Origin of the sequence: Archangium violaceum, assembly GCF_016887565.1 — a bacterium.
In the GTDB taxonomy this organism is placed as follows: Bacteria; Myxococcota; Myxococcia; order Myxococcales; family Myxococcaceae; genus Archangium; species Archangium violaceum_B.
On sequence record NZ_CP069396.1, the window covers coordinates 7673749 to 7699042 of the forward strand.

Consider the following 25294-nt stretch of genomic DNA (forward strand, 5'->3'; position numbering starts at 1 on the left):
GTCACCGCGCCCTCTCCTCCCCATTCTCCGACAGTCCCGGGTCAAATGTCACGTATCAGGCACATGACGGAGGGAAGGGAACTCGCGAGCCGGAGAGACCTCAGCGGTAGAGTTCCCCGCCGGCCTTCTTGAACTCCTCGCTCTTCTCGGCCATGCCGGACTCCAGCACCTTCTGCTCGGAAAGCCCTGTCTTCTCCGCGTAGTCGCGTACGTCCTGGGTGATCTTCATCGAGCAGAACTGCGGGCCGCACATGGAGCAGAAGTGGGCCACCTTGGCGCCCTCGGCGGGCAGGGTCTCGTCATGGAAGGCGCGGGCGCGCTCGGGGTCCAACGAGAGGTTGAACTGGTCCTCCCAGCGGAACTCGAAGCGGGCCTTGGACAGGGCGTTGTCGCGCATCTGCGCACCCGGGTGCCCCTTGGCGAGGTCCGCGGCGTGGGCGGCGATCTTGTAGGTGATGACACCTTCCTTCACGTCATCCCGGTTGGGCAGCCCCAGGTGCTCCTTGGGGGTGACGTAGCAGAGCATCGCCGTGCCGAACCAGCCGATCATCGCCGCGCCGATGCCGCTGGTGAAGTGGTCGTACCCCGGCGCGATGTCCGTGGTGAGGGGCCCGAGTGTGTAGAAGGGCGCCTCGTGGCACACCGCCAGTTGCTTCGTCATGTTCTCCTGGATGAGGTGCATGGGCACGTGGCCCGGACCCTCGATCATCACCTGCACGTCGTGCTTCCAGGCGATCTTCGTCAGCTCGCCCAGCGTCTCCAGCTCGCCGAACTGCGCCGCGTCGTTGGCGTCCGCGATGGAGCCCGGCCGCAGCCCATCTCCCAGGCTGAAGCTGACGTCGTACGCCTTGAGGATCTCGCAGATCTCCTCGAAGTGCGTGTAGAGGAAGTTCTCCTGGTGGTGGGCCAGGCACCACTTGGCCAGGATGGAGCCGCCCCGGCTCACGATGCCGGTCATGCGCTTCGCGGTGAGCGGGATGTAGCGCAGCAGCACGCCCGCGTGGATGGTGAAGTAGTCCACCCCCTGCTCGCACTGCTCGATGAGGGTGTCCCGGTAGATATCCCAGGTGAGATCCTCCGCCTTGCCGCCCACCTTCTCCAGCGCCTGGTAGATGGGCACGGTGCCGATGGGAACCGGGGCATTGCGGAGAATCCACTCGCGCGTCTCGTGGATGTTGCGGCCGGTGGACAGGTCCATCACCGTGTCCGCGCCCCAGCGGATGGACCACACCATCTTCTCCACCTCCTCCTCGATGGAGGAAGTGACGGCCGAGTTGCCGATGTTGGCGTTGATCTTCACCAGGAAGTTGCGGCCGATGATCATCGGCTCCAGCTCCGGGTGGTTGATGTTGGCCGGGATGATGGCGCGGCCACGCGCCACCTCGTCACGCACGAACTCGGGGGTGATCTCCCTGGGAATCGCCGCCCCCCACGAGTGGCCTGGATGCTGCCGGGACAGCTCGGCGAGGGCGGCCTCGCGCTTGAGGTTCTCGCGCAGCGCCACGAACTCCATCTCGGGAGTGATGATCCCCCCGCGGGCATAGTGCAACTGGGTGACATTCGCCCCCTGCTTCGCCACCAGCGGCTTGCGGCGATGGGTGAAGCGCAGCCCGGACAGGCGCGGGTCCGCCTCCCGGGTACGGCCATACTCGGAGGTGACACCGGACAGCTCCTCCACGTCCCCACGGCGGCGGATCCACTCGGCGCGCACGGCGGGCAATCCCGCCCGGAGCTCCAGGGTCGCCTCGGGGTCCGTGTACGGGCCGCTCGAGTCGTAGACGAGAATGGACGGGTTGGGTGTCTCCTTCGCGTCCGGACCGTGGCCATGACGGGTAGGCGTCTGGCTGATCTCCCGCATGGGCACACGGAGGTCCGGGTACCGCACGCCGGGCACATACACCTTGCGCGAGGCCGGCAGGGGCCCCCGGGTGATGCCCTCCAGGACCTTGCCATCCACCTTGAGGCTCTTCGAGGCTCCGCTCACGTCACTTCTCCTCAACGGAAGGACGCGGGCAAGGCGTGGAGCGCCCGCCGCTTCCCTCCGCCGGTACTAACCGGTTCAGGTTCCAAGGGTTGGCCGCTCCACGGCCGTCTCAGCCCCTCTCGGGGGCACCCCTAGCGACAAGGTCACGGTGTAGCGCAGCCGGGGAGCGGGCTTCAACCGTCTGGTGGGACCCCTGTCCAGCAGGTAGCGGACCGAAGGACGGGCGCAGCATCTGCGGTCGGCTCCTCGAAGCACGAAAAGGTTGCACCAGACGATCTGGGTTCGAGCAGCCAACGTGGCGGGCTTCCAGGGCTCCGCGCCCTGGAACCAAACCTGCAATAGCTTCTTTCAGAACCCACGACTCAATCAGGACCGGAGCCACGTTTATGCAGACCGTCGGAGAGCTGATGACCCGCAACCTGGTCACTCTCACGGAGACCCAGAACCTCGCCCTGGCGGAGGAGTTGCTCCGCCTGCACCGCATCCGTCACTTGCCCGTGGTGCGCAACGGGAAGCTCATCGGGCTCGTCACCCACCGAGACCTGCTGCGGGCCGCCGCGCAGCGCGGTGGAGCGGACCCGGCCAAGCAGCCGCTCTGGGCCTCGGACGTGATGGTGCGCGACGTGAAGACGGTTCATGCGGACACGTCCACCCGTGAAGCGGTGAAGCTGATGCTGGACAACAAGTACGGCTGCCTGCCCGTGGTGGGAGCGGACGGACAACTGGTCGGCATCATCACCGAGGCGGACATGGTCCGCTTCGCCCAGCACCTCATCGAGGACATGGACCGCCGAAGCCTCGCGGCCGAATACGAAGCCTGAGCCAAACCACGGGGGAGCACCATGTCGATCGTCTTCGGAACGGACTTCTCGGAGCGGGCGATGACAGCGGCACGGGCGGCGGTGGCGTTCGCCCACCGCAACGGCGAGGTGCTCCACCTGGTCCACGTCACCGAGTATGGAAGCGCGGGGCGTACCACCGCGACCGACGAGGCCCTGCGCCGAGAGGTGTCCGCCCGCCTGGAGGCCCAGGCCGCCGAGCTGCGCGCCGGAGACACGCGGGTGGAGTCGCACCTGCTGGAGGGAGCCCCGGACGAGGTCCTCGTCGAGCACGCGGCCAGCGTCCATGCCTCCCTCCTCATCGTGTCCCACCATGGGCAGCGGGCACCCCGCTGGCGCATCGGCAACGTGGCGGAGCGGGTGGTGCAGACGGCCCGGTGCCCGGTGCTGGTCGTCCGCTCGGCGAGCGCGCTGGAGTCCTGGGCACGCGGGGAGCGCAGCCTGCGTGTCCTCCTCGGCCTGGACTTCTCCCCTCCTTCGGAGGCGGCGGTGGCCTGGGTGCGCAAGCTGCGCACGCTCGGCAACTGCGAGGTGGTGGCTGCCCACCACTACTGGGGTGCGGACGCGCATGTACGCTACGGCGTCCCCCTGTCCACCGAGGCCGAGGTGACGCCCGAGGTGGAGGAGGCGCTGCGGCGCGACCTGACGGCCCGCCTGGGGGACATGCCCGGCACCGGAGCCGTCTGGGTGCACCTGGATCCCGGCCTGGGCCGGCCCTCGGACTCGCTGGTGGCGCTGGCGCGCAAGGAGGAGGCGGATCTCATCGTGGTGGGGACCCACCAGCGCACCGGGGCGAGCAAGTGGTGGTACGGCTCGGTGTCGCAGCGCATCATCCACGAGGCCCCCGTCTCCGTGCTCTGTGTGCCCGCCAGCGCGGCGACTCCCCTCACCATCCCCGAGGTGCGTCGGGTACTGGCCCCCACGGATCTCTCCGAGGTGGGTGTCAGTGCCATCCGTCACGCGTACTCGGTGGTTCCAGCCGGAGGCACCGTCTACCTGCTGCACGTGCTGGAGCCCCTGGGGGGGACGCCCCCGCTCTATGCGCAGTACCTCTCGCCCCAGCCCCCCCAGGTCCGCACGCCCGAACAGGAGCGCGTCGCCGAGGAGCTGCGCGGGCTCATCCCACCCGAGGCGGCCGCCCGGGGCATCTCCACGCGGGTGGAGGTGGTCCACGGCCGCAAGGTGTCCGAGACCATCAGCCAGGCGGCCGAGCGGTTCAACTGTGATGTCATCTGCCTGGCCACCCATGGGCGCTCGGGACTCTCCAAGGCCCTGGTCGGCTCGGTGGCCCAGGAGGTCATCCAGAGCAGCTCCCGGCCGGTCCTGCTCGTCCGTCCCATCTGAGCAGGCGGGCACCCGGCCTTCCGCTCCCATACTCGCGCAGCGGCATGCCGCCCCAGGCGCGGGCCCGCGCGGCATGCACATTGAACGTCTCCTCGTGGGTTGAGACACGCGGAGGTGCGCTGTGACCTACGTTGCCATCACCGAGTTCGAGACGCGGCTCCAGTGGCGGAGCGACTGTGGCGCCCAGCTCTTTGGAGAGCAGACCCCCTCCATTCCCCTGGGTGGGCAAAACTCCGACCTGGAAGGGCAATGGAATCCCGAGGCCCTGCTGGTGGGGGCCGTGGAGGGACGTACCCTGGTGGCCTTCCTGGAGCAGGTACGCGCCCTGGGGGTGGAGGTTCTCTTCTATCAGAGCTCCGCGGTGGCCCGCCGGGTGGACGGGCCGGATGGGCTACCCCACTACACGGACCTGATCGTCCGTCCCCATGTGGCCGTCCGCGACGAGACGGACGCCACCGCCGTACGTCGGATCTTCGACGCGCTCCCGGAGCGCTGTTTCCCCAGCTCCATGCTGCGGCTCACCCCGCGCATCGAGCCCATCGTCGACATCTGGGATGAACAGCACGCCGCCGCGCTGGAGGAGGATCGCCGCCACGGACGGTCCTGGCGTTTCATGGAAGGGGGACGGGCGGCTGGCTATGAACCTTGACGCGACGTGCGGGACATGGTTGCTCACCGTGTCCGGAATCCATCCCTTCCGGGCTCTTGCTTGTTACGGTCCATCCCATGTCCGCTCAACGCATCCTGGTCGTCGATGATGAGGACAATGCCCGCCGTGCCATCGCCACCATCCTCGGCGAGGAGGGTTACGAAGTCGCCGAGGCCTCCAATGGTGAGGAGGCACTCTCCCGGCTGACCGATTTCTCACCGGCCGCCGTCCTCACGGACGTGCGCATGCCGAAGATGGACGGGCTCACCTTCCTGAAGAAGGCGCGCGAGCAGGGCTCGGATGCCACGTTCATCGTGATGACCGCCTTCGCCAGTGTGGAGACGGCGGTGGAGGCCATGCGCGCCGGGGCGGAGAACTACCTCATCAAGCCGCTGGACGCCAACGCCCTGCTGGTGGTGCTGGGCAAGGCGTTGGAGAAGCGGGCCCTGACGCGTGAGGCGGAGACGCTGCGCGAGCAGGTGCGCCAGCGGACGCGCTTCCACAACATCATTGGCGAGTCGCCGCTGTTGCAAGCCGTCTATGACGTGGTCAGGCGGGCGGCGACCACCCGGGCCACGGTGCTCATCCTCGGCGAGTCCGGTACGGGCAAGGAGCTGATCGCCCAGGCCATCCATCAGGAGTCGCAGCGGCGCGACAAGCCTTTCATCAAGGTGCACTGTGCCGCGCTCTCCGAGAACCTGCTGGAGAGCGAGCTCTTCGGCCACGAGAAGGGCGCCTTCACCGGCGCGATGGCCCGCAAGGAGGGCCGCTTCGAGCTGGCCGACGGAGGCACCCTCTTCCTGGACGAGATCGGGGAGATCTCCCCTTCGGTGCAGGTGAAGTTGCTGCGCGTGCTGCAGCAGCGCGAGTTCGAGCGCGTGGGCGGCACGCAGACGCTGAAGGTGGACGTGCGGATCGTCGCGGCCACGCACCGGGACCTGACGGCCGAGGTCAAGGCGGGCAAGTTCCGCGAGGACCTCTACTACCGGCTGAACGTGGTGGCGGTGACGCTGCCGCCGCTGCGCGAGCGCAAGAGCGACATCCCCGCGCTGGTGAATCACTTCCTGGAGAAGTACAGCGACTCTTACGGCAAGGACGTGCGGGGACTGGCGCCGGGCACGCTGCAGTCGCTGCTGTCGTACGACTGGCCGGGCAACATCCGCGAGCTGGAGAACGCCATGGAGCGCGCGGTGGTGCTGGCCGCGGGCTCGGAGCTGACGACGGACGATCTGCCGCCCGTGCTGCGCGGCCCGCGTCCCTCCGGTTCGTCGCCCTCGTCGCTGATTCCAGGCGCCACGCTGGCGCAGATCGAGCGCGAGGCCATCCTGCGCACCATGGAGATGGTGGGGGGCTCCACCACGCGCGCCGCGGAGATCCTCGGCATCAGCGTGCGCAAGGTGCAGTACCGGCTGAAGGAGTACAGCGCCGCGGCGAACGGCAAGCCCCTGCCGAGCACCGAGGAGGAGCAGAACCCGGAGGCGGAGGCCACCGAGTAACGCCCCCTCAGGGAGTCAGGGGCAGGCGCAGGATGAACCGCGCCCCACCCTCGGGCGAGCTGCCGACCTCCAACGTGCCGCCGTGCTGCGTCACGATGGCGTGGACGATGGACAGCCCCAGACCCGAGCCCTGGGCCTTCGTGGTGAAGAAGGGCTCGAAGAGCCGGTCGCGGATCTCCGGCGCGATGCCCGGGCCCGTGTCGTCCACGGTGATCCACGCCACGGAGCCCTCGCGACCCGCGGAGACACGGACGAGCCCTCCGGCGGGCGTGGCCTCCAGCGCGTTGATGGTCAGGTTGATGAGCACCTGACGCAGCCGCTCCTCCTCGCCCGAGATGGGGGGAACCGACGTGCCCCCGTCCCCGTCCAGCTCCAGCCGCACCCGGCGCGCGTCCGCCTGACTTCCCAGCAGATCCACCACGCGGCGCAGCAGCGTCTTCACCTCCACCGGCTCCGGGCGGAACTCGCGCGGCCTCGCGAACTGCAGGAAGTCCTCGAGGATGTGATCCAACCGGCGGATCTCATCCCGCACCAGCAACAGCGGCTCCAGCAGGTTGGGCTGTAGCTCCGTGGAGAGCCGCCGCACCCGCCGCTCCAGTACCGAGAGCTGCAGGGCCGCCGCGTTGAGCGGGTTGCGAATCTCGTGCGAGAGCCCCGCCGTCATGGTGCCCACCGCGGCGAGCTTCTCCGTCACCTGGGCCCGGCGCGCCAGCTCGCGCTTCTCGGCCTGCAGGCGCACCTGGCGCATGGCCTGCTCCAACGTGAGCAGCAGCTCGTTGGGCGCGCAGGGCTTCATCAGGTAGGCGCAGGCCCCCGCGCGCACCGCCGCCACGGCCGTCTCCAGCGTGGCGAAGCCGGTGAGCAGCACCACCTCGGACTCGGGCACCTTCTCCTTCAGCTCTCGGGCGAGCGCCGTCCCCTCCCCGTCTGGCAGCCGCAGGTCCACCAGCGCCACGTCGAAGCCATCCCGGGCCCGCTCACGGGCCTCGCGGCAACTGGAGGCACCCTGCACCAGGTAGCCCGCGTCACCGAGCAATTCCTGGAGGTTGTCGAGAAAGGCCGCGTTGTCGTCGACGACGAGCACGCGGGGGCTATGGGAGAGAGAGACGCTCATGATGTCCGCGGTCGGCGCTCGTCGTGGATTCGCTCCAGCGTCTCCAGCAACGCCGCCGTATCGAAGGGTTTGGAGAAGATGCCCCTGTGCTCCGGCAGGGTCGACGCCACGTCCGGGAAGGCCGTCATCACGAACACCGGCAGCTCGGGGAAGCGCGCCCGCAGCCGGCGCAGCGCCTCGCCGTCCGGACCCCCCGGCATCCGCAGATCCACCAGCGCGGCGAAGGGCCGAACCGAGGCGAGCTGGTCGGCATCCAGCACCGAGCGCGCGGTGACGCACGAGAAGCCGCGGGAGCGCAGCACCTCGGTGAGGTTGTCGCTGAGGGCCAGGTCGTCCTCGACGAGCGCCACCAACCCGTCCCGGCGCGCCTGGGACAGCAGCCCCACGAGCAGGGGAATGGGCACGGGCTTGGGCAGCACCGCCAGCAGCCCCTCGCGCCGGGCCGTCTCCAGGTCGTCTTCCCCGGGGTGGGCGGTGATGACCACGGCGGCGAGCCCCGGATCCACCTTGCGGATGTGGTGCACCGCCGCGGCTCCGCTCATCCCGGGCATCTTCATGTCCGTGAGGAGCACGTCGAAGTGGCGGGAGCGCGCCAGCTCCAACGCCCGAACCCCATCCGTCACCACCGTGGCCTCATCCCCGCCATCCCGGAGGATCTCCGCCAGGTTCTCCGCGAAGGCCTGGTTGTCATCGAGCAGCAGGTAGTTCCTCATGGCGGCACCTGCGTGGAAGCGGTGGGAAGGGGAAGCCTCAGGACGAAACGCGCGCCGCCGCCCTCACGAGGCGCGTAGGCAATGGAGCCGCCATGGCGCTCGAGGATGCGCTTGACGAGCGGCAGGCCCAGGCCGATGCCTCGGGCCTTGGTGGTCATCAGCGGCTCGAACATGCGGCGCCGGATGGACTCGCTGACGCCCGGCCCCGAGTCCTCCAGGTGCAGCTCCACCGCGTCCACGCCCTTCGTCGCCGACAGCGTCACGGAGCCCGCCTCGCCCACGGCATGCACGGCGTTCTCCAGCAGGTTGACGAAGACCTGGCGCATCTGCCCGGGGTCTCCCTGCAGCGTGGGGAGCTCGGACAGGCGCTCGGCGCGAATGGAGACGCCCGCGGGGACCTGCACCGAGGTGAGCGCGTCCTTCCACACCTCGTCGAGCCGCAGGGGCTCTCGCTTGAGCGGACGATCGCGAATCATGTCCAGCAGATCCGTGACGATGCGGTTGGCCAGCGCCACCTGCTCGCCAATGCGCTCCAGGTGCTTGGCGGCGCGCTCGTCGGTGGCCAGGGGCCGGCCCTTGAGGATGAAGAGCGACGTCTCGATGACGCCCAGCGGGTTGCGCAGCTCGTGCCCGATGGAGCCCACGAGCTGCCCGAAGGTGGACAGCCGCTCGCTGCGTGCCTGCTGGGCGAGCAGATCCTCCCGGTAGGTGTGCAGCATGATGGCCACCTCGAGATCGAGGATCTTCCCCAGGGCCGAGCGCGCCGCCCGGAGCGACGCGGGCTGGCCGACGTAGTGCTCGTCGATGACGCGGTTGAACTCCTCCCGCAGGACGTTCATCGCGCCGAACATGTAGTGCTGGGGCAGCGCGATGCGCACATGCATGCGGCCGATGCGGCAGCGCAGGAGGTAGTAGTCCTCGTCCCACGGCCCGCGCAGCAGTTGCTCCATCCACGCCTGCAGCGTGACCTTGAGGTGGCCCACCTGGCTCTCACCCGCCAGGGCGTTGCGTGCGCCCTCGTGCTCCAGGATGCGCGAGTAGAAGACGTGCGCGATGTCACGGAAGTGGGGGCGAGCCACCTCGTGAAGGGCTCGGAGCGCCTGCTCCTCCTCCGGCCCGAAGCCCACGTACCGTTTCAACTCTTCGAACAAGGTCTCCGCCATGTGCAAATGAACTTTTTAGCGCGCTCGAACGCGGAGAACAGCGGGATTCCCCTGCCCTCCTGCTCGGAACTCAACCAACCTGGGGGTGAAGCAAAAGACCGCTCCGGTGAAGCCCTCTGGGAAGGGCAAGAAACACGCCATCCTCAGCTCCCAAGGAGGAAAGTCCGGAAGGAGCGCAAGCCTTGCGGCACGGCGGACGGGGGGACGCAGCCTTTGCGCACGCGAGGCTGGACGCGCCCGGCCCCCCCGTGCAGCCTGGACCTCGTGGTTCCACACAGGAGACGTCCATGAAGGTGAAGGCGCTGTGCATCTCCCTGGCTCTGCTCGCGGTCCCCGCGGTCTCGTTCGCGCAGAGCCCGTTCGACCAGATCAAGAAGGCAGCGGGCGACGCGGGCAAGGGCGCCGTCGAGAAGCGCGTCAACACGAAGCTGACGGAGGAGGCCCGCAAGAACCAGTGCAGCTTCAAGTCGGGCACCGACGTGCTCGAGCCCGGCTGCGACAAGAAGCTCAAGAACCTGGCCAATGCCCTCATCGAGGCGAAGAAGCAGCTCGATTCGGCCGGCGTGAAGAACTTCAAGTTCGAGGTCTCCGGGCACACCGACTCGAGCGGTGACGCGGCCAAGAACAAGGAGCTCAGCGCCAAACGCGCCGAGGTCATCGTCAAGGAGCTGGCCGCCCGGGGCGTGCCCCGCGCGGAGATCATCTCCGTGGGCCGTGGCTCGGAGCAGCGACTGGTGAAGCCGGACGACACGCCGGCCAAGAAGGCGAAGAACCGGCGCTACGAGATCCAGGTCCGGCTTTGATGGGAGATTCCCCGCCGGGATGGCTCAAGCCATCTCGGCGTTGTTCGTGTAGTAGATCTCGATCGACACCGGACCGGTGGCGAGCTGCGCGATGACGGCATCGGCCACGCGGCCCGCCGCCCAGTGAGTCGCGGCAGGACCCGCGAGGGCCCGCAGTCCCAGCCCCGCGCTGTTGGGACGAACCAGGCGCTCCACCCAGGAGGCCCCCCGCAGGTAGGCGTGGAACTTCGCCACGTCGGTGGCGATGTTGTCCTGCAGGTTCAAGTAGCGGTGCGGCGGCAGGCCATCGCGGTTCCCGATGCCGACTCCGGCCAGCGCGTTGGTGAGGACGAGGCGTGAGGCGGTCGTCCACCCCACGTTCGCATGTTGCAGGGCCGACCAGGCACAGTTGTACGGGGTGGCCTGCGCGATCGCCAGCTCGGTGGTGCTGATGTTCTTGAGAATGAAGTGTCCCGCCATGTCACGTCTCCTTCGAGAAGTGGCGACCTCCATGGCCGCCCACTCCCTCCTCGGAGACGACGGAGTCAGCGGCTTGTGACGTGGCCGCCGAACGGATGAGTGGCGAAGGCGTCTCCGCTCCTGCATCTTGCAGGGTCTCATTTCCACCCAGGAGGCCCTCTCCATGCGTCCACTTCTTCTGATTGCCGCCGTCCTCACGACGGCGGCCTGTGTCCGAAACGCGCCCTCTGCCGATGCCACCGAACGCTCAACGGGAAACAAGGCCCCGGCCCTCGAGCTCGTGGCCCAGTCACCGCGGCAGTGGACGGGGATCGCGCTCTCGAAGGAAGGCCGCGTCTTCGTCAACTTCCCCCGCTGGTCCGAGGACGTTCCCGTCTCCGTGGCCGAGCTGAAGAACGGGCAGGTCTCTCCCTGGCCAGATGCCACCTGGAACGAGTGGAAGCCGGGCACGGCCGAACAGAACCGCTTCGTCGCGGTCCAGAGCGTGGTGATCGACGATCAGGACCGGCTCTGGGTCGTGGACACCGGCAATCCCTGGTTCAAGGGGGTCATCGCGACGCCCCGGCTCCACCAGTTCGACATCTCCAGCGGACGGCTGGTGCGCAGCTACGCCTTCCCTCCCGAGGTGTCCTCCGGCGACAGCTACCTCAATGACGTCCGCGTCGACACGGAGCGCGAGGTCGCCTACTTCACCGATTCACAGGCCGGGGGCCTGGTGATCCTCGATCTGAAGAGTGGAAGCTCGCGCAAGGTGCTGAAGGATCATCCCTCCACCCATGCCGAGGTCGACCACCTGATGGTGCTGGGCCGTCGCTTCAACAAGGCGGTCCAGTCCGACGGGATCGCGCTCAGCACGGATCGCAAGACGCTCTATTGGTCCGCGCTCTCGGGTCACACGCTCTGGCGCATTCCCACCGAAGCGCTGCTCGACCCCAAGCTCGACGACAAGGCCCTCGCCAGCCAGGTGGAGCGGGCGCACACCATCGTGGCTCCCGATGGAATCCTCTTCGACGACAAGGGGGTCCTGTGGCTCGGTGGACTGGAGGATGGATCGATCTACCGCTACGTGCCCGGCGGAGCCTACGAGCAGGTGATCCAAGATCCCCGCCTCCTCTGGCCGGATAGCTTCGCGCAGGGCCCCGAGGGGTGGATCTACGTCACCACCACGCAGATCCACCTGCCGCCCGCTGAGCGCGGTCCCTACGGCATCTACCGTTTCCAACCCTGAGCAGGAACAGCCCTCTATGAGGAGAAAGGGAGCGGAGCGCGCCTGCCGGATATCAGTTACATCGAGCAGTCGCACGCAAAGACTCTCGCCCTGCCCTCCTTCAAGACTCGAGTCGAACAAAGTCAACTACACGGGAGGTCGTGTTCGTGGAAGGGAAGCAAGAGGTCGGCTTTCACTCCGACGCATGGGCCGAGGCACTCAGCCCGATGACCGCCCCGCCCCAACCATTGAGTGATTGACACCAGACGGTTTTTCCCTAGACTTCGGGGTTGGTTGTCAGCCGACCAATCGAGGGCGAGCGACGACAGCCAGCACCCCAGGAGAACAACATGTCCGACACCAAGAAGACCAACAAGCCCCTGCCGAAGCTGCGCCCCATCCTGACCGAGGAGGAGCTGGCGCAGGTGATGGGCTCGAAGGGCACCACCGTGGCGATGGCTCCGCCCGAGCAGTCCCAGTCTACCGGCGACACCGGCGCGACCGGCTGCCCGGGCTAGACGCAAGCCACCTGCTGTCTGGCGCGCGGGACTTCCAGGTCCGCGCGCTTTTTTTTCGACGAAGCGCAATCGCACCGGTTCGAGCTCGACTCCCCGCGCGGAAGCCTTACAGGAACGCGGAAAACACCAGATGGTGACGCAGTGACTCGCACTGCTCGAGCAACTGCGGGACAGCGTCTCCCACGGCCTCTTCTCCATACACGCGCCCGAGCGCACGCACGGCCTGTTCGGGGTCATCCCCCACGAACAGACGTCTGGCGAGAAACGCGCTCACTTCATCCACTTTCAACTCGTCCCGCGGATACGTCGAGAAGCCTTCGATCCAATCAGCAACCACCTCCTGAGGCGACACCTCCGGAAAATGGGCGGCAACCGTTTTCAATACGGCCTCACGTCCGGGTTTGATGTGCGCCAATGTCCATAGGAGCCTGGCCATCGAGTCCTTCGCGGCTCGTTTCTCCCCGAGAATCAGCCGGTCACGCAACCGCACCTTGAACGACTGCATGAAGGTCTGGATGACCTCGCCGAACCGCGCTTCGGCCATCTCGGCCGCACGGACGAGCTGATCCGCGAACCGATGGCTCGCTTTCGCGAGATTCTCGAGCACCCGATAAACGGTCTCCACGTCGGCCGTCCGAACGAGAGCGAACGCCATGCGGAGGTACAGCGGCTCCGAGGTCTCCGAAAGGATCGTCAAGGTCTGGAGCTGGCGCTCGACAAGCGGCTCTCTGTAGAACGGATCCACCGCCACACCAGGAGGACAATACTCATACGCGGGGCCTGAGCGCAGCGCAGCGTTCGTCCTCGCGACAAGGACCACCGACAGCTCATCCAATGAGTAGAGCGAATGGATGTCTTCTGGCGCCTGCGTCGTCAGTGAACCCGGGGTGAGGTTCCGGATTCCGGAGAAGGTGAGGTCCCCCCAGAGAAGATGAGAATTGAAATAGGTCTCGGACCGTTCGAACGCGTAACGGGCCTCCAGGCAACGTCCACTCAGTACGCCATACACATCATAGGCATTGGGACGATGGATGGTCGTCACCAGATCGCGCCAGAAGTACAGGCCAAGGTAGAAACGCCCGGATTCGAAGACGATGAGGGGCGTCTGGTCGAGTCCCGCCTTGAAGTCGCCCTGAGGAGGAAGACTGTCGAGACCTTGCAGCCAGGTCACATAGTCCTCCAAGGAGAAGTCGCGCACCCAACTGCTTGACCGCCGCAGGGTCTCCACAACGATGTCGGTGAAGCACTGTTCGTTGTAGTTCCGTGCGTGCCATGCTCGCTGGATCTGTTCGCCCAATTCCTTGAACACCCGCATGCATCACCTCACACGACCATCCATGGCGTCTACCGTGAGCGACTGGTGCGGCTCGCGAACGGATTGACCACGGCGATGGATGAACTACAACGTGACCGCCATCGCCACAAGGTAATCCTGGAACCTACTTCCCTTGTCCGCCCCTGTGACCGCCCCCATGCAGCGCCTCGTTCCCTTGGGACACTTCGTCGTTCGAACGCCACTGCTCGGGTTCGAGGAGCTCGCGGCCAGGGTCGAGGGTGTCGATGCGGCGTCGCGCGAGTCCGTGTATCGCAAGCGACTCGACGATCTGTTGTCTGTTCCGAGGGTGCGAGAAGCCCTGAGCCTGGGTTCACCAGCACTCAGCGGGGACATGGATGTCTGGCGGAGTGCACCCGACAGCGGCCACGGACTGAAAGTGGAGCGGGCCCTGGTGAAGTACGTGTCGCGGATGATTGGAAAGCCCACGCCTCTTGGGCTGATGGGGGGATACACTCTCGGTCAAGTGGGCGGAGAAACCAGGCTCGAGCTCGAAGCCCCCGGTGCCTATCTCCGCCAGAGCCGCCTGAGCTACGAATACCTTCATCAGCTGGCGGGCGCGCTCTCCAGGACGTCCGAGCTCGAACCAGAGCTCCTCCTCTTCCCAAACACCAGCCTCTACACCATCGCCGGCTACATTCGATACGTGAGAACGACGACGAGCCATGGCTCGCGTCGGTATGAGTGGGTGGCCCTGGAAGACAATGAGTACCTCCAGCGGGCGCTCCTGCGTGCCGGGAGTGGAGCGACACGCCAGGAGGTGGCGGAGGCCATCGCGGGAGAAGAAGTGGATGCATCCGAGGCCATGGCGTTCGTCCGAGAGCTCGTCGCGCTCGAGCTCCTGGTCCCCACCCTGGCACCGCCCCTGACGGCGCTGAATGGGCTCGAGCGGCTGGCGGAGGCCGTTGCTCGCACCTCTTCGGGCAAGCCCTTCGCTCGGCGGCTTCATTCGGTCAGAGAGGCGCTTGCCGAAATCGACCGGGTGGGCATGAGTCGCGAACCCGCGGGTCATGGCAGGGTGATGAGTCTGCTCGAACCACTCCCGGCGCCAGTAGACCCACGCCGTCTCGTCCAGGTCGATCTGTTGAAACCGGGCCGTCAGGTGCGGCTTGGCACCGAGGTGGTAGAGGAGCTGAAGAGGGGAATCACCCTCCTCCATCGCATCGGTGCCTTTCCGCTCCCGATGCCTCTCGAGCACTTTCGAAATGCCTTTGTTCAGCGATTCGGAACGCGCGAGGTCTCCCTTCTCGAGGCGCTCGATCCGGAGTTCGGCGTCACCTTCGGGCCCACGGGTGGGCCGGATGACCTCGCGGGTGCCCAGAGGGAGGAACGCTCCTCGGAATGGCATCGGGCCATGGAGGCGCGGGAGGACTACTGGCTCGGCAGGATCACCGACGCCCTGCGGCGAGGTCTTACCGAGCTCGAGCTCACGGACGCTGAGATTCAGGCGCTCCCTTCGTCCGCTCCTCCCCCACTCCCTTCGCTGATGACCGTCGTCGCCGCCGTGGCCGCTCGTTCCAAGGAGGAGCTCGCGGCAGGACACTTCCGGATCCGGCTGGATCATGTCAACGCAGGGGGGCGGCTTCTCTCACGAGCCGCCCATCTGTTCCCAGAGCTGCGAGAAGAGCTCCGAGACGCGCTGTCCCGCGAGGAGCTCGCGTCCCCCGGTGCGGTCCATGCGGAGATCGTCCACCTTCCGGGAGGCGCGGTCGGAGACATCGTCGCGAGAGAAGCGCTCCACGAGAGGGAAATCGTCTTTCTTGGCCAACCGAGCGCTCCTCCCGAGCACCAGATTCCGGCTTCGGATCTCAGGGTATCGGTGGTTGGAACGCGGATCGTCCTTCGCTCCGCCCGGTTGGGACGCGAAGTGATTCCAAGGCTCTCCAATGCCCACGACTATTTCGGTTGGAACCTGGCGGTGTATCGGTTCCTGGCGACCTTGCAACACCAGGACTCGACCTCCGCCCTGGTCTTCAACCTCGGGAGGATGAGACGTGCCCGCTTCGTTCCGCGAATCGTCTCGGGACGGCTGGTTCTCTCCGTCGCCCGGTGGACGGTCTGGCGGGAAGACCTGGCCCGAGCAGCCGGCGACGAGGCTGGGGGCTCCTCGGAAATCGAAAGACTGAGGACCACACTCCGACTCCCCAGGTTCGTCTACCTGGAAGAGAGCGAAGGCCCTCTCTTGATGGATCTGGACAATCCCCTGTCCGCCGAAATCCTGCGACGGGCGATCAACAAAGAACCCAGCACCACCCTGACGGAAGTCTTCCCCAGTCCCGAGGAGCTGAGCGTCAGGGACAGGGAGGGGCGCCACTTCAACCATGAGCTGTACGTACCGTTCATGACCGCGGCCGCCGCTCCGTCCCGGCCACGGGCTCTGGTACAGGCGGGCGCATCACGGACGGCTCCGCGATCGCATCTCCCTGGTTCGGACTGGCTCTACATCAAGCTCTACACCGCACCGATGTTGTTGGACCCCGTGCTGAGCCGCTTGGCTCCCGTGATCGCTCGGGGCCGGGAGTCCGGGGTCATCGACCAGTGGTTCTTCGTTCGTTACGCGGACCCCGAGTGGCATCTCCGCATCCGGTTCCACGGAACGCCTTCGCGAATCCGCTCGGAGCTCCTCCCGCTCCTCGAAGAAGCGGCCGGAAGCCTGCACGCGTCGGGTCAGCTCTGGAGGCTTCAATACGACACGTACGAGCAGGAGCTCGAACGCTACGGTGGCCCGGAGGGAATGGCTTGGGCGGAGAAGGTCTTCCATCGCGACAGCGAATTCGCGCTTGCCGCGTGCGCACTGAGCGAGGATGGCGGCGAGAGCTCCCAGCGATGGTGGGCCGCCTTGCGCGCCACGCATGCGCTCCTCGTGGATCTGGGATTCGATCTGGGTGAGCGCTGGGAGCTCGCGAAGGGACTGAAAGACGAAGCCCTGTCCGGGATGAGCCATGAGCTGGCCCGGGAAGTGCTCTCCCATCGGTACCGCCAACTTCGCGCCACCGTGCAACAGGTGCTCGAATCCGAGGACGCGGGCGGACGGTTCGACCTGGCCATCCTGGAGCACCTGAACACGCGCTCCGAGCGGCTTCGCCCTCAAGTGGAATCAGCTCGACGAGAGGCAGCCGCACAGAACTGGAGCATCCGCGCACTGGCGGGCAGTTGCGTTCACATGCAGCTCAACCGGCTGCTGCCGCGAGACGTGAAGGCGCGGGAAGCGAGCATCTACGACTTCCTGGCCAGGTACTACGGTTCCGCGCTGGCCCGGAAGCCCGAGGAGCGACAGGCTTGATTCGAGCCTGCCACCCTCCCCCTCTCCTCAACGGTTCTGGAGGAGCAACCGCTCTTCGTTCCAGGTGAGCCCATATCGAAGCATCGCCTCGGCGAGTCCCGTCTGTATCGGCGGTGGATGAGCGAGGTCGTCGAACTTGATCAGGCGGATCGTCTTGTCGGCCCCCGCCGAGGCCAGGGCCGACATACCGGGCGAGAATGAGACGGCGGTTGGCATTCCTTGATGGCCAGCGCTCCTGCCCATCAGCTCCCCGGAAGGAAGGCTCCAGACCTTGACCAGCAGGTCCATTCCACCCGAGGCCATGAACCTCCCATCCTGTGACATGCCAATGGACAGAGCTCCGACAGCCCCCTCGTCCAGCGCTTTCACCAGGCGGCCGTCCATGGCATCCCAGATACGAATGGGTTGATTGATGCCCGCCGTCACCAGGCGGTTGTCGGAGGGGGTGAAGGCAACCGCTCGGACCAGCCCCCCCGTGTCGAGCTGGAGAATCTGCTGACGGCGATTCAAATCCCAGAGGCGCACGGTGTTGTCCGCGCCGCCAGATGCGAGACGATTCCCCGCTGGCTCGAAGGCCAGGGACCAGATTTTTCCCGTGTGACCCGTGAGCTGACCGAGGACGGAGCCAGAGGGCAGCGACCAGAGGAGGATGTCGCGATCTCCGCCTGCCGCGAGGGACTTCCCATCCGGAGCAATGGCCAATGCGCGAACGGACCCGGTCACGCCGGACAGGGCGAGCAACTGCCGGCCAGAGCCTGCCTCCAGGACACGCACCGTCCCATCCAGTCCGCCCGCCGCGATGAGCTTGCGATCCGGGCTCACCGCGAGGGAGGAGATCCCCGTTCCGAGCGAGCGCGGCTCCAGGGCGTTCCCTTCCGGGAGGCTCCACAGGCGCAATCCATCCTCCCCGCCCGAGACGAGCGCCTGGTCCTCTGAAAACGCCAACGCCTCCACCCAGACCTGGTGTCCCCGAAGGATCACTTCAGCGGGAGTCCTGGGCCGGGACCAGACGTGCAACGAGCCATCCCGTCCGCCTGAAGCAAAGGTGAGCCCGTCTGGAGACAAGGCGACCGTCATCGCGAACGAGCGATGTGCATCCAGACGCTCGAGGAGCTCGCCACTGCGCGCATCGAAGAGCTGAATGCGCCCATCCCACCCCGCCTGGACGAGGAGCCGGAACTGGGGATCGATGATGGTGGCCGAGACGCCGCTCTGGATTCTCAGGACATCGAGGAGCTGTCCGGACCGGGTGCTCCAGAAACGGACCGTGCGGTCGGCAGCCGCGGTCATGATCCGCTGTCCATCGGCGGAGAAGGCCCCCGACTCCACCTTCTCTTCGTGTCCGACGAGGCGGTGGAGCTCCGTGCGCGCACCCAGATCCCAGACCCGGGTACTCCGGTCCATGCTCGTCGAGAGCAGGTGCCTTTCATCTCCGGAGAAAGCGACGGAGATCGCGTACTCGTCGTGCTCGAACCGCATCCGCTCGGTCCCGGCGCCGACGTCCCAGACGCGGACCGTCTTGTCCACGCCACAGGAAGCCAGCATCTTCCCGCCGGGCGAGAACGCCAGGCCACGCACCACGTCCGAATGGCCTTGGAGCAAGGCCACCTGCCTGCCTTGACTCGAGTCCCAGATGCGGATCTCCCCCGGCCGGCCCGCGGAGGCCAGCAGTCGGCCGTCCGGGGAAAAGGCGACGGCATGTACCTCGGCTGAATGGCCCTCGAGCTTCGCCAGCAGCTCTCCGCGGCTCACATCCCAGAGGCGAATGACGGAATCGGTTCCCGCCGAAGCAAGCACCCGGCCATCCGGGGAGAACGTGGCGGTGAGAACGGAGCCCTCGAATGTCTTCGTCCACAATCGGGTGGAGGCACGGCTCCTCGCCCAGGCCTGCCCCCACTGCGCCGCCAGCGAGTCCGTCTCCATGCGGGCGGCCGCGAAATAACCCGCCGCCAGACCCCATTGCCGCGATTCGGCCGCCGCGTCACCCTTCGCCAGGTAGATTCGCGCACGCAGGCTCCGCTCGGTCGTGCCCGCCCCGGAGACTTCACCGGCGGGCCGGAGGGCCGAGCAGGAAGCCAGCAGCAGCGCCAGGCCCACCCAACCCAGCGGCCGAGCCCTCATGTCAGTTCCTCGGTGAACGACCCCGGAACGAAGTGGAAGAAGATGGAGATCGAGCGTTTCCCGGGAGAGAGGGCATTGCGCCAGTGGGCGATCTCCCGTCCCTTGTAGATGACCGCATCCCCGATCGCGAGCCGTACCCCGAGGCGATCCTCCCCGGTGGGGGAGAGCCAGAGCGGCCAGGAGCACTTCCCCTCGGGCCGGGGAAGGAAGTCGACCAGGAGGGAGATCGTGAACTCGCACTGAGGGCGGTCCACATGCCGCTTGAGCACCGCGCCTGGCATGTACTCCGCGATGTAGCAGTACGAGGGCTTCACCGGGCAACCCACCAGAGAGGCCACGAAGGGCGGGAGCTGCCGGTGCAGGAACGAGGTCACGGTCTCTCCATGGAGGACGTGCCTCAACGGCACTTGACCGTCACCCGCCTTGAGGAACCCCTGGGCGCGCAGCTCCCGGAAGTACGTGGAGAGCGCGAGGCAGAAGGAGCGGGAGAAGAGACCTTCGACGATGGCGTACCCGTGCTCGCGAAAGGACCGGCGCTCGTCCGAGCTGGGACCGGCGGGCGACTCCCGTGAATCGGACCGGGGCAGCAGAAGACCCGCCGCCTCGAGCTCCGCGACCAGCGCGGGCGGATACCGGCCCTGACGTGCCTCGGAAGAACCAGACAACCGGCCGAGGAGCTCGCGGTGGCGTGCGCCCAGATGCACCGGGACCAGGACCCCCGTCCTGCGTTCCGGAACCCAGGCCAGCGAATGCTCGGAGGAGAGCCGCTCTCCGAGCTCGGGGTCCTGTTCGGAGCCAAGGACTTCCTCGCGCCCTCCGAACCGGGCCGCCGGGTTCAACTGGAGAGCGCCCGCGGGAGCGGCGCGGCGGGGCGCACGGGTGAGCCCACGCTTGGGGAGGTGCATCAGTTGCACACTCCGGGACACCTCTCGTGGAGGAACGAAGATGCCAAGCCGTCGAAGCGCCCGCTCGTGCGCGTCGGTGAGCTCGACATGCCCCGCACCGGTCCGGCCCAGCAGGCGCTCGAGCAGCTCGAAGAGCTCGCGATGACGCGCCCGCGAGATGATCTCCCCTCGCAGGCCACGACCCTTCACTGGCGCGGAAATGGCGTATGCGGGCCCCTGCTCGTCGATCGGCGTGATGCGCAGATTCGGATTCAGGACGAGGTCCATCGATCGTTTCTCGCTTGTTGAAAGGCGCTCAACGCTCTTGAAGGAGGGGCGCCAGAATCGGATGAGCTCGCAATTGAGCGAAATGCCTCAGCAACTCCTGACGCTGGTTGTCGATATCCTCCGGGGAGAACGTCTCGCCGAGAGCGCCAAGAACCTTCTTGTCGTCCAGCCCCAGGATCATCAGCCGAACGATTTCCCCATTCAGCTCGTCGAACTCGACTCCCATCATCAGGCGTTCTCCAAGCTCGGAGACCCACTCCGCGGCCTTCTGCCTCGGGTCGGCATCGGGGAACCGTTGACGGATCATCTCGAAGATCGCGCTTCGCTCGGGAAGGACGAGGAGCAACGCGAGGAAGAAGCGATGACTCGCATCGGTAATGCTGCTCCGCAGACTGACGATGGCGCGGTCGCGCCGCTGCTGTGCGAACACCGCGTCGAAAGTCGAAGTCACCTCGCCATGCCGCCGGCTCGCCAGGGAGAGCGCCTCGTCCCAGAAGGGGCGCTCGGGGGCGATCTCCGCGAGTTGCTGCAGCACGAGGAAGGTCTCGTGTAGCCCGGCTCCCTCGAGGAGGGAGCGGGTCCATCGCTGGTGTTCGGCGGGCCGGGTCCTGGCCAGGAACTTCAGATACTGGAGCCGGCGGACCATCAGCGGATCGCGAACGAAGGGATACACCGCGATGGACGGCCGATGGTGGTCGAGCTGTGGCCCCTCGGAGCCGGAGCCCACCGTGCGCACCACGATCGAGATCGAGGGGAAATCGAGGTGGAACAGCGAATGGATCAACCCCCGCCCCGTGATTCTCCTGATGTCACCGCGGCGCAACAACTCCACCTGCTGCAGGGCGTGCGTCCCCACGAGGAAATGCGGATTGATGGTGTGGGTGGGCGTGAACTGGTAACGGGCGTGAACGCTCGAGCCCTCGAGGACGGAAAAGGCACCGAAGAACCCATGCTCGTGGATCGAAGTCGTGCCCACGACCCAGTGCAGCAGTTGGATGAGCAACCGCCCGTCATTGAAGACGACGAGTGTGGGTTCCCCGAAGGCGGAGGAGAGATCGCCTTGGGGTGGAAGGCTCGCCGCCGACATCAACCAGCTCGCCACCTGGTCGACGTCGATGTGTTCGTGGCATTGCGCGGCCCGCAGGAACTGTTCGGCTATCTGGGGAAGGGCATGCTCATCATAGCTGGCGGCAGACCACGCCTCGTCAATCCGTTGCCCCAGCTTCTCGAAGAATTGCATGTTCTACACACCTCACTGGATGTCCAGCGGAGACGAAACGGGTTGCAATTTCCCTTCGGCGTTGAGGGTCGTGCGGCTCACGATGGGATACCGCTTGGAGAAGAGCGCCTCGTCACCCGCGAAGATCAGCCTGGGCTCGAGGTGGCTCGGCATTCCGTGCTCACGTACGCCGTCCTCCGTGAGCCAGATGAGAAACGCCTCGGCCCGCTGATCCGTCAGGAGAGGAAGCCAGCCGTCCGAGGACAGCGTGCCGATCCTCCCCTCTGGCCACCGTTGGAGAAAAGCACTCTCGAGCTCGGCCCGCGCGAGGGTGCCCCGATCGGCCTCCTCGGTCATCGCCAGCCAGACTGGCACCTTGCCTTCTTGCTCGATGAATCCGGGGACCATCTCCACGAATCCCACCAGCTCATGGTCCGCCGCGGCGGGCTGATCTCCCCGGAGGTAGGTCACTCCACACGGAGAATTGATCTCCAACACAGCGCCACCCTCGGAGAGAGGAGCACCCTCGTCACGCAGGATGACATCGATCCCCGCGCTCGGCTCCCCGAACCGCTCCAACAACCGCTCCAAGGCTTCGCGATCCGCTGGATGCAACGCCTCCAACGGAGCCTTTTCCATCTGCTCACCCGCGGCGGCCGAAACGCGCAGCCGGGCCCCAGCCTCCGGAATCACACGCGAGAGATCCGCCATGGACCGGATGCCATATCCCCAGAGCTGTTGCAGCAGGCGCTGCTGCTGAATCAGCAGCCGGTGTGCTCGCCGGTGCAGCTCGGGTTGATCCCGCTGGAGCAATTCGTCGATCGTGCTCACGCCATCCCCCGTGATCACTCGAGGGTTGGCTCGAAACACGCGGAACAGCTTGCCCCCGATGAAGTGGAGTCGGAGCTCCACTCCCTCCAACATCCGTTCGACCAGCAGGAAGTCGGAACGGAAGAATTGTTCCGCCGCGACCGCCAGATCGGCCGCATTCTGGATGCCCAGGATGACGGACTCGGAGTTCCCTCCAGAGACGGCCTTCAACGCCACCGGATACCCAAGGGACTCCGCCCGCTCGAGGAGATCCTCCTTGTTCAAGGACAGGAAGCCGGGAGCCACGGGAATTCCCGACGTCTTGAGCAGGTCCCGCCCAAAAGCCTTGTTCGTTCCCGCCAACGTCAGGATGCCCGAGACACTCTGATCCAGGTTCATGCTGATCAGACGGCAATGACGCCCGATCCCCAGATAGAGGGACTGAAAGCGGCCGAGCAGCACGGGCAGCGACACCCAGCGCCGATAATCCGCGAGGCGGCGATACAGGCCGTACCCCACGGTGTAGACGTAGCTGTCGTGCGCGATGGGCAGCAGTCTGCGCTGCACGCGATCGGTGTCTTCGGGGTTCAGCGCAAGCACCCTGGAGAGCAGGGCCGGCGAAAAAAACGGGTAGACGCCCGCGTACACATGCGTGATGCCGTCCCCCTCCGGTTCGAGCGTCAATGGCTCTCCCAGGTTGGGTTCCACGATGAGGCGGTGCCATTGCGCGGTCACGGCTTCGATTTCGGACTCCGAAGCCGACAACCATGCATGCATGAGGTCCGTGCCCGGCGTGAAGGACACCCCTTGATGAACGACGATTCTCGAGACCCTCATTACCGGGCTTCGTTGAAGAAGAAGAGCTGTGTGAGACGCGCGTTCTCGATGTGATCGCCGAACGAATTCGCCTGGGAATGGAAGAACTGGCCCCGGAACAGTATCAGCCTGTTGTACTTCATCGGGAGGAAGAAGGACTGCGTCCACCGATCGCGGTGCATCCCTTCCTGGACCACGAAGTAATCCCAGACCGTCTTGCCCTCGAGAAGCGAATAGATGTCGAGGACTTCATCTCGGGTCGGCCACTTCTCCAACCCGGTTTCATTGTGCCGCCAGAAGCAGGTGCCGCCCTCGCACTGCTCCGGGGGATTCAAATAGAGAATGCCCCCCCAGTCGCAGTGGTCGACATGGATGTCCATCGAATGCTGCTCGTTGGCGGCTCGAAAAGCGAAGCGCCCCGTCCCTTCTGGAGCCGCGGGGACGAGGGGTACCCCGAGCAACCTGGAGATCTGCTCGATCTCGGGCGTCGTGGCCCTGAAGTCGGAGTACAGCCCGGTCGAGTTCAGGTTCCGGTACTGGGCACCAAGCGCCTCGCGTCGCTTGCTATCGACGTCGGGGCAGAAGTCGTCCACGACCAAGAAGGAGATTTCCGGCATCGGGTGTGATCTGGAGGGGGGACTGGAGCTTGCGTCAGCAACGCTCTGTTGGCTTTCCGACTATAGCAAGGAGGTCGCGAGGTACGATACGAGGACGTGAGGGCTCGTCTTTCATGGAGCCGACACCCGGATTCGAACCGGCGACCTACGGATTACGAAGAGTGGAGCCCCTTCTGGTCGCCACCGTAACCCACTGGAATTACTGCGAATCGGGCCTCTTTTTGGCCTGACGAGGCACCAGGGGCGCCGCGGGCGTCTCGGGGGCAGGCTCGGAGAGGAAGGGCTTCCACTGGATGGTGTAGTTCGCGGCGCTGTCATCGGCACTGTCGAGGACCAGGGCGTCGATCTCCGCCTCCACGGTCGTTCCCCAGTAATTCCCGCTGAGGTCGAACGTGCCGCCGGTTCGTCCGGCATTGCCGCCTCCAATGGTCAACTGCTGCACCCGGTTCGTCAGGCCGATGAAGGAGTTGCCACGGATGACGGCCCTCGTTCCCTGAGGTGCCACGTAGAGCTTGCCCGCGCGCAGCAGGTTGTTCTCCACGACCAAGGGGTTGAAGTGGTTCGGCCCGAGGATGAGTTGGAGCCCGTGCAGCGTGTTGCGCCGGAAGGTGCCTCCGTCACCGTAGAGCGTGACGCCCGACTCGAGCTCGCAGTCACTCATCGAGCCCGCACCGACGAAGAGGCTCGAGTAGACGGCGAGCGAGCTCCGCATCCAGTCGATGAGACAGTGCTCGTAGGTGACCGTCGCCCCGGTGGGTGCCGAGGTGAAGAAACCCGGGTTGAAGAGCAGGAAGCGCGTGTACTTGAACACGTGGTTGCTCGACGAGGTGCCCCTGAGCAGCCCGTTCCAGAACGTCACCGGCTCCTCGGCCGTGCCGATGGCCTGGATGCTCGTCTCGCCGTCGTCGGTCAGCGAGCCGAAAACGACGACCCCCGGCTCCACCTGGAGTGACGAACCGCGAGTCAGGTGGACCACCTTGTTCGGGTCGAACACATAGGGGCTGCCATCCTGGGTGAAGCGCGCCGCGCCGGACAGATCCTGGGACACCAGGGTGCCCGCCCGGGTCTTGAAGCGGAGCGTCAGTTGCGGCACCGCGTTGCCCGCGCCGTCTCGGAGGCCGGAGAGTTGCACCGTCACGTCCGCGTCCCGCCGCATCGGAATGCCGGGCGTCACGGTCAGCACCCGCTGCTCATACGCGAGCTGAATGGAGGAACTGGCGGAGTCCGCCTGCTCCATCGGCAGGATCTGGACGGTGCCCGGACTGACCGAGGCCGGGTCGAGCTCCTCGTTGAACTCGATGCGGACGGGCGACATGACCGGCACGTCGGCCGCCCCTCCCGCAGGAGAGCTCGAGAGCACTGCCGGCGGGCGGGTGTCCTTCGAAACCACCGAGGCCGACGCGCTGACGGAGGTGTCGGCCTTCAGGACCGCGGTGACGGTCGCGGAGGTGCCATGCGCGGGAGCTGTGAACAGCCCCGTTACATCAATGGTCCCCGCGGAGGTGGACCAGGAGACGTCGGCAAGCTCCTGACCGAGCCTCGCGGTGAAGTGAGTGGTGCTCCCGGGCTCCAACTCCGAGGTGGCCGGTGAGACGGTCAGTCCGGGGGGCGGCGGTGGTGTCTGGGTCCCCTCG

The 25294-nt window shown here is 66.3% G+C and carries 19 protein-coding genes and 1 riboswitch; of the genes, 8 read left to right on the forward strand and 11 right to left on the reverse strand.

The window, feature by feature from the left end; all coding sequences use genetic code 11:
* Positions 1 to 100: 100 nt before the first annotated feature.
* Positions 101 to 1984 carry a phosphomethylpyrimidine synthase ThiC gene (gene thiC, locus JRI60_RS30420; RefSeq protein ID WP_343213346.1) on the reverse strand — a complete coding sequence of 628 codons (1884 nt, stop codon included), beginning with the start codon at positions 1982 to 1984 and terminating at the stop codon, positions 101 to 103.
* 35 nt (positions 1985 to 2019) lie between these two features.
* Positions 2020 to 2127: riboswitch (TPP riboswitch) on the reverse strand.
* A 243-nt stretch (positions 2128 to 2370) separates the two neighbouring features.
* Between thiC and JRI60_RS30425 the strand changes: the two genes are divergently transcribed.
* The 4 genes from JRI60_RS30425 (at position 2371) to JRI60_RS30440 (ending at position 6312) form a co-directional block, all read left to right on the forward strand.
* Positions 2371 to 2805: a CBS domain-containing protein gene (locus JRI60_RS30425; protein ID WP_204219416.1), complete on the forward strand. Its 435-nt coding sequence runs from the start codon at positions 2371 to 2373 to the stop codon at positions 2803 to 2805.
* Between the two features lie 21 nt (positions 2806 to 2826).
* Entirely contained in the window at positions 2827 to 4167 is a 1341-nt protein-coding gene (locus tag JRI60_RS30430) for a universal stress protein (protein ID WP_204219417.1), read from the forward strand.
* 121 nt (positions 4168 to 4288) lie between these two features.
* Positions 4289 to 4816 carry an OsmC family protein gene (locus JRI60_RS30435; protein ID WP_239469799.1) on the forward strand — a complete coding sequence of 176 codons (528 nt, stop codon included), beginning with the start codon at positions 4289 to 4291 and terminating at the stop codon, positions 4814 to 4816.
* A gap of 77 nt (positions 4817 to 4893) precedes the next feature.
* Positions 4894 to 6312 (forward strand): sigma-54-dependent transcriptional regulator, encoded by a 1419-nt coding sequence (locus JRI60_RS30440; RefSeq protein ID WP_204219418.1) that lies wholly within the window; start codon positions 4894 to 4896, stop codon positions 6310 to 6312.
* Between the two features lie 7 nt (positions 6313 to 6319).
* Here JRI60_RS30440 and JRI60_RS30445 read toward each other — a convergent pair whose 3' ends face one another.
* From JRI60_RS30445 to JRI60_RS30455, 3 genes are read right to left on the reverse strand one after another with little or no spacing between them, the layout of a single operon-like run.
* Positions 6320 to 7426: a sensor histidine kinase gene (locus tag JRI60_RS30445; RefSeq protein WP_204219419.1), complete on the reverse strand. Its 1107-nt coding sequence runs from the start codon at positions 7424 to 7426 to the stop codon at positions 6320 to 6322.
* Positions 7423 to 8139, reverse strand: a complete 717-nt coding sequence (locus JRI60_RS30450) for a response regulator (RefSeq protein WP_204219420.1) — start codon at positions 8137 to 8139, stop codon at positions 7423 to 7425. The genes JRI60_RS30445 and JRI60_RS30450 overlap by 4 nt, the downstream gene beginning before the upstream one ends.
* On the reverse strand, positions 8136 to 9302 hold the full coding sequence (locus tag JRI60_RS30455; protein WP_204219421.1) for a protoglobin domain-containing protein: 1167 nt from the start codon (positions 9300 to 9302) through the stop codon (positions 8136 to 8138). Before JRI60_RS30455 ends, JRI60_RS30450 begins: the two co-directional genes overlap by 4 nt.
* 287 nt (positions 9303 to 9589) lie before the next feature.
* On the opposite strand from JRI60_RS30455, the gene JRI60_RS30460 reads away from it, so the two are divergent.
* Entirely contained in the window at positions 9590 to 10105 is a 516-nt protein-coding gene (locus tag JRI60_RS30460; RefSeq protein WP_204219422.1) for an OmpA family protein, read from the forward strand.
* Between the two features lie 24 nt (positions 10106 to 10129).
* On the opposite strand, the gene JRI60_RS30465 is transcribed toward JRI60_RS30460, so the two are convergent.
* Entirely contained in the window at positions 10130 to 10564 is a 435-nt protein-coding gene (locus tag JRI60_RS30465) for a hypothetical protein (RefSeq protein WP_204219423.1), read from the reverse strand.
* 163 nt (positions 10565 to 10727) lie between these two features.
* On the opposite strand from JRI60_RS30465, the gene JRI60_RS30470 reads away from it, so the two are divergent.
* Both JRI60_RS30470 and JRI60_RS30475 read left to right on the forward strand, forming a co-directional pair.
* A complete protein-coding gene (locus JRI60_RS30470) occupies positions 10728 to 11792 on the forward strand; it encodes an SMP-30/gluconolactonase/LRE family protein (RefSeq protein WP_204219424.1) in 1065 nt (354 codons plus the stop codon).
* 329 nt (positions 11793 to 12121) lie between these two features.
* Positions 12122 to 12289 carry a hypothetical protein gene (locus JRI60_RS30475; RefSeq protein WP_204219426.1) on the forward strand — a complete coding sequence of 56 codons (168 nt, stop codon included), beginning with the start codon at positions 12122 to 12124 and terminating at the stop codon, positions 12287 to 12289.
* A 106-nt stretch (positions 12290 to 12395) separates the two neighbouring features.
* On the opposite strand, the gene JRI60_RS30480 is transcribed toward JRI60_RS30475, so the two are convergent.
* Entirely contained in the window at positions 12396 to 13604 is a 1209-nt protein-coding gene (locus tag JRI60_RS30480) for a hypothetical protein (RefSeq protein ID WP_204219428.1), read from the reverse strand.
* A 157-nt stretch (positions 13605 to 13761) separates the two neighbouring features.
* On the opposite strand from JRI60_RS30480, the gene JRI60_RS30485 reads away from it, so the two are divergent.
* Entirely contained in the window at positions 13762 to 16905 is a 3144-nt protein-coding gene (locus JRI60_RS30485; RefSeq protein ID WP_204219429.1) for a lantibiotic dehydratase, read from the forward strand.
* A 27-nt stretch (positions 16906 to 16932) separates the two neighbouring features.
* Here the strand turns inward: JRI60_RS30485 and JRI60_RS30490 are convergent, their stop codons facing one another.
* The 5 genes from JRI60_RS30490 to JRI60_RS30510 all read right to left on the reverse strand — a co-directional run bounded on the left by JRI60_RS30490 (position 16933) and on the right by JRI60_RS30510 (position 24984).
* Positions 16933 to 19026 carry a WD40 repeat domain-containing protein gene (locus JRI60_RS30490; RefSeq protein ID WP_239469801.1) on the reverse strand — a complete coding sequence of 698 codons (2094 nt, stop codon included), beginning with the start codon at positions 19024 to 19026 and terminating at the stop codon, positions 16933 to 16935.
* Positions 19023 to 20198 carry a hypothetical protein gene (locus JRI60_RS30495; protein WP_204219430.1) on the reverse strand — a complete coding sequence of 392 codons (1176 nt, stop codon included), beginning with the start codon at positions 20196 to 20198 and terminating at the stop codon, positions 19023 to 19025. Before JRI60_RS30495 ends, JRI60_RS30490 begins: the two co-directional genes overlap by 4 nt.
* Positions 20199 to 20226: 28 nt before the next feature.
* The gene (locus JRI60_RS30500) at positions 20227 to 21438 is read right to left on the reverse strand and encodes a hypothetical protein (protein WP_204219431.1); all 1212 of its coding nucleotides are present in this window, start codon (positions 21436 to 21438) and stop codon (positions 20227 to 20229) included.
* A 1625-nt stretch (positions 21439 to 23063) separates the two neighbouring features.
* Positions 23064 to 23660 (reverse strand): DUF6445 family protein, encoded by a 597-nt coding sequence (locus JRI60_RS53620; protein WP_239469802.1) that lies wholly within the window; start codon positions 23658 to 23660, stop codon positions 23064 to 23066.
* A gap of 199 nt (positions 23661 to 23859) precedes the next feature.
* Complete coding sequence (locus tag JRI60_RS30510) at positions 23860 to 24984, reverse strand: Ig-like domain-containing protein (protein ID WP_239469803.1); 1125 nt, start codon at positions 24982 to 24984, stop codon at positions 23860 to 23862.
* Between the last annotated feature and the right edge of the window lie 310 nt (positions 24985 to 25294).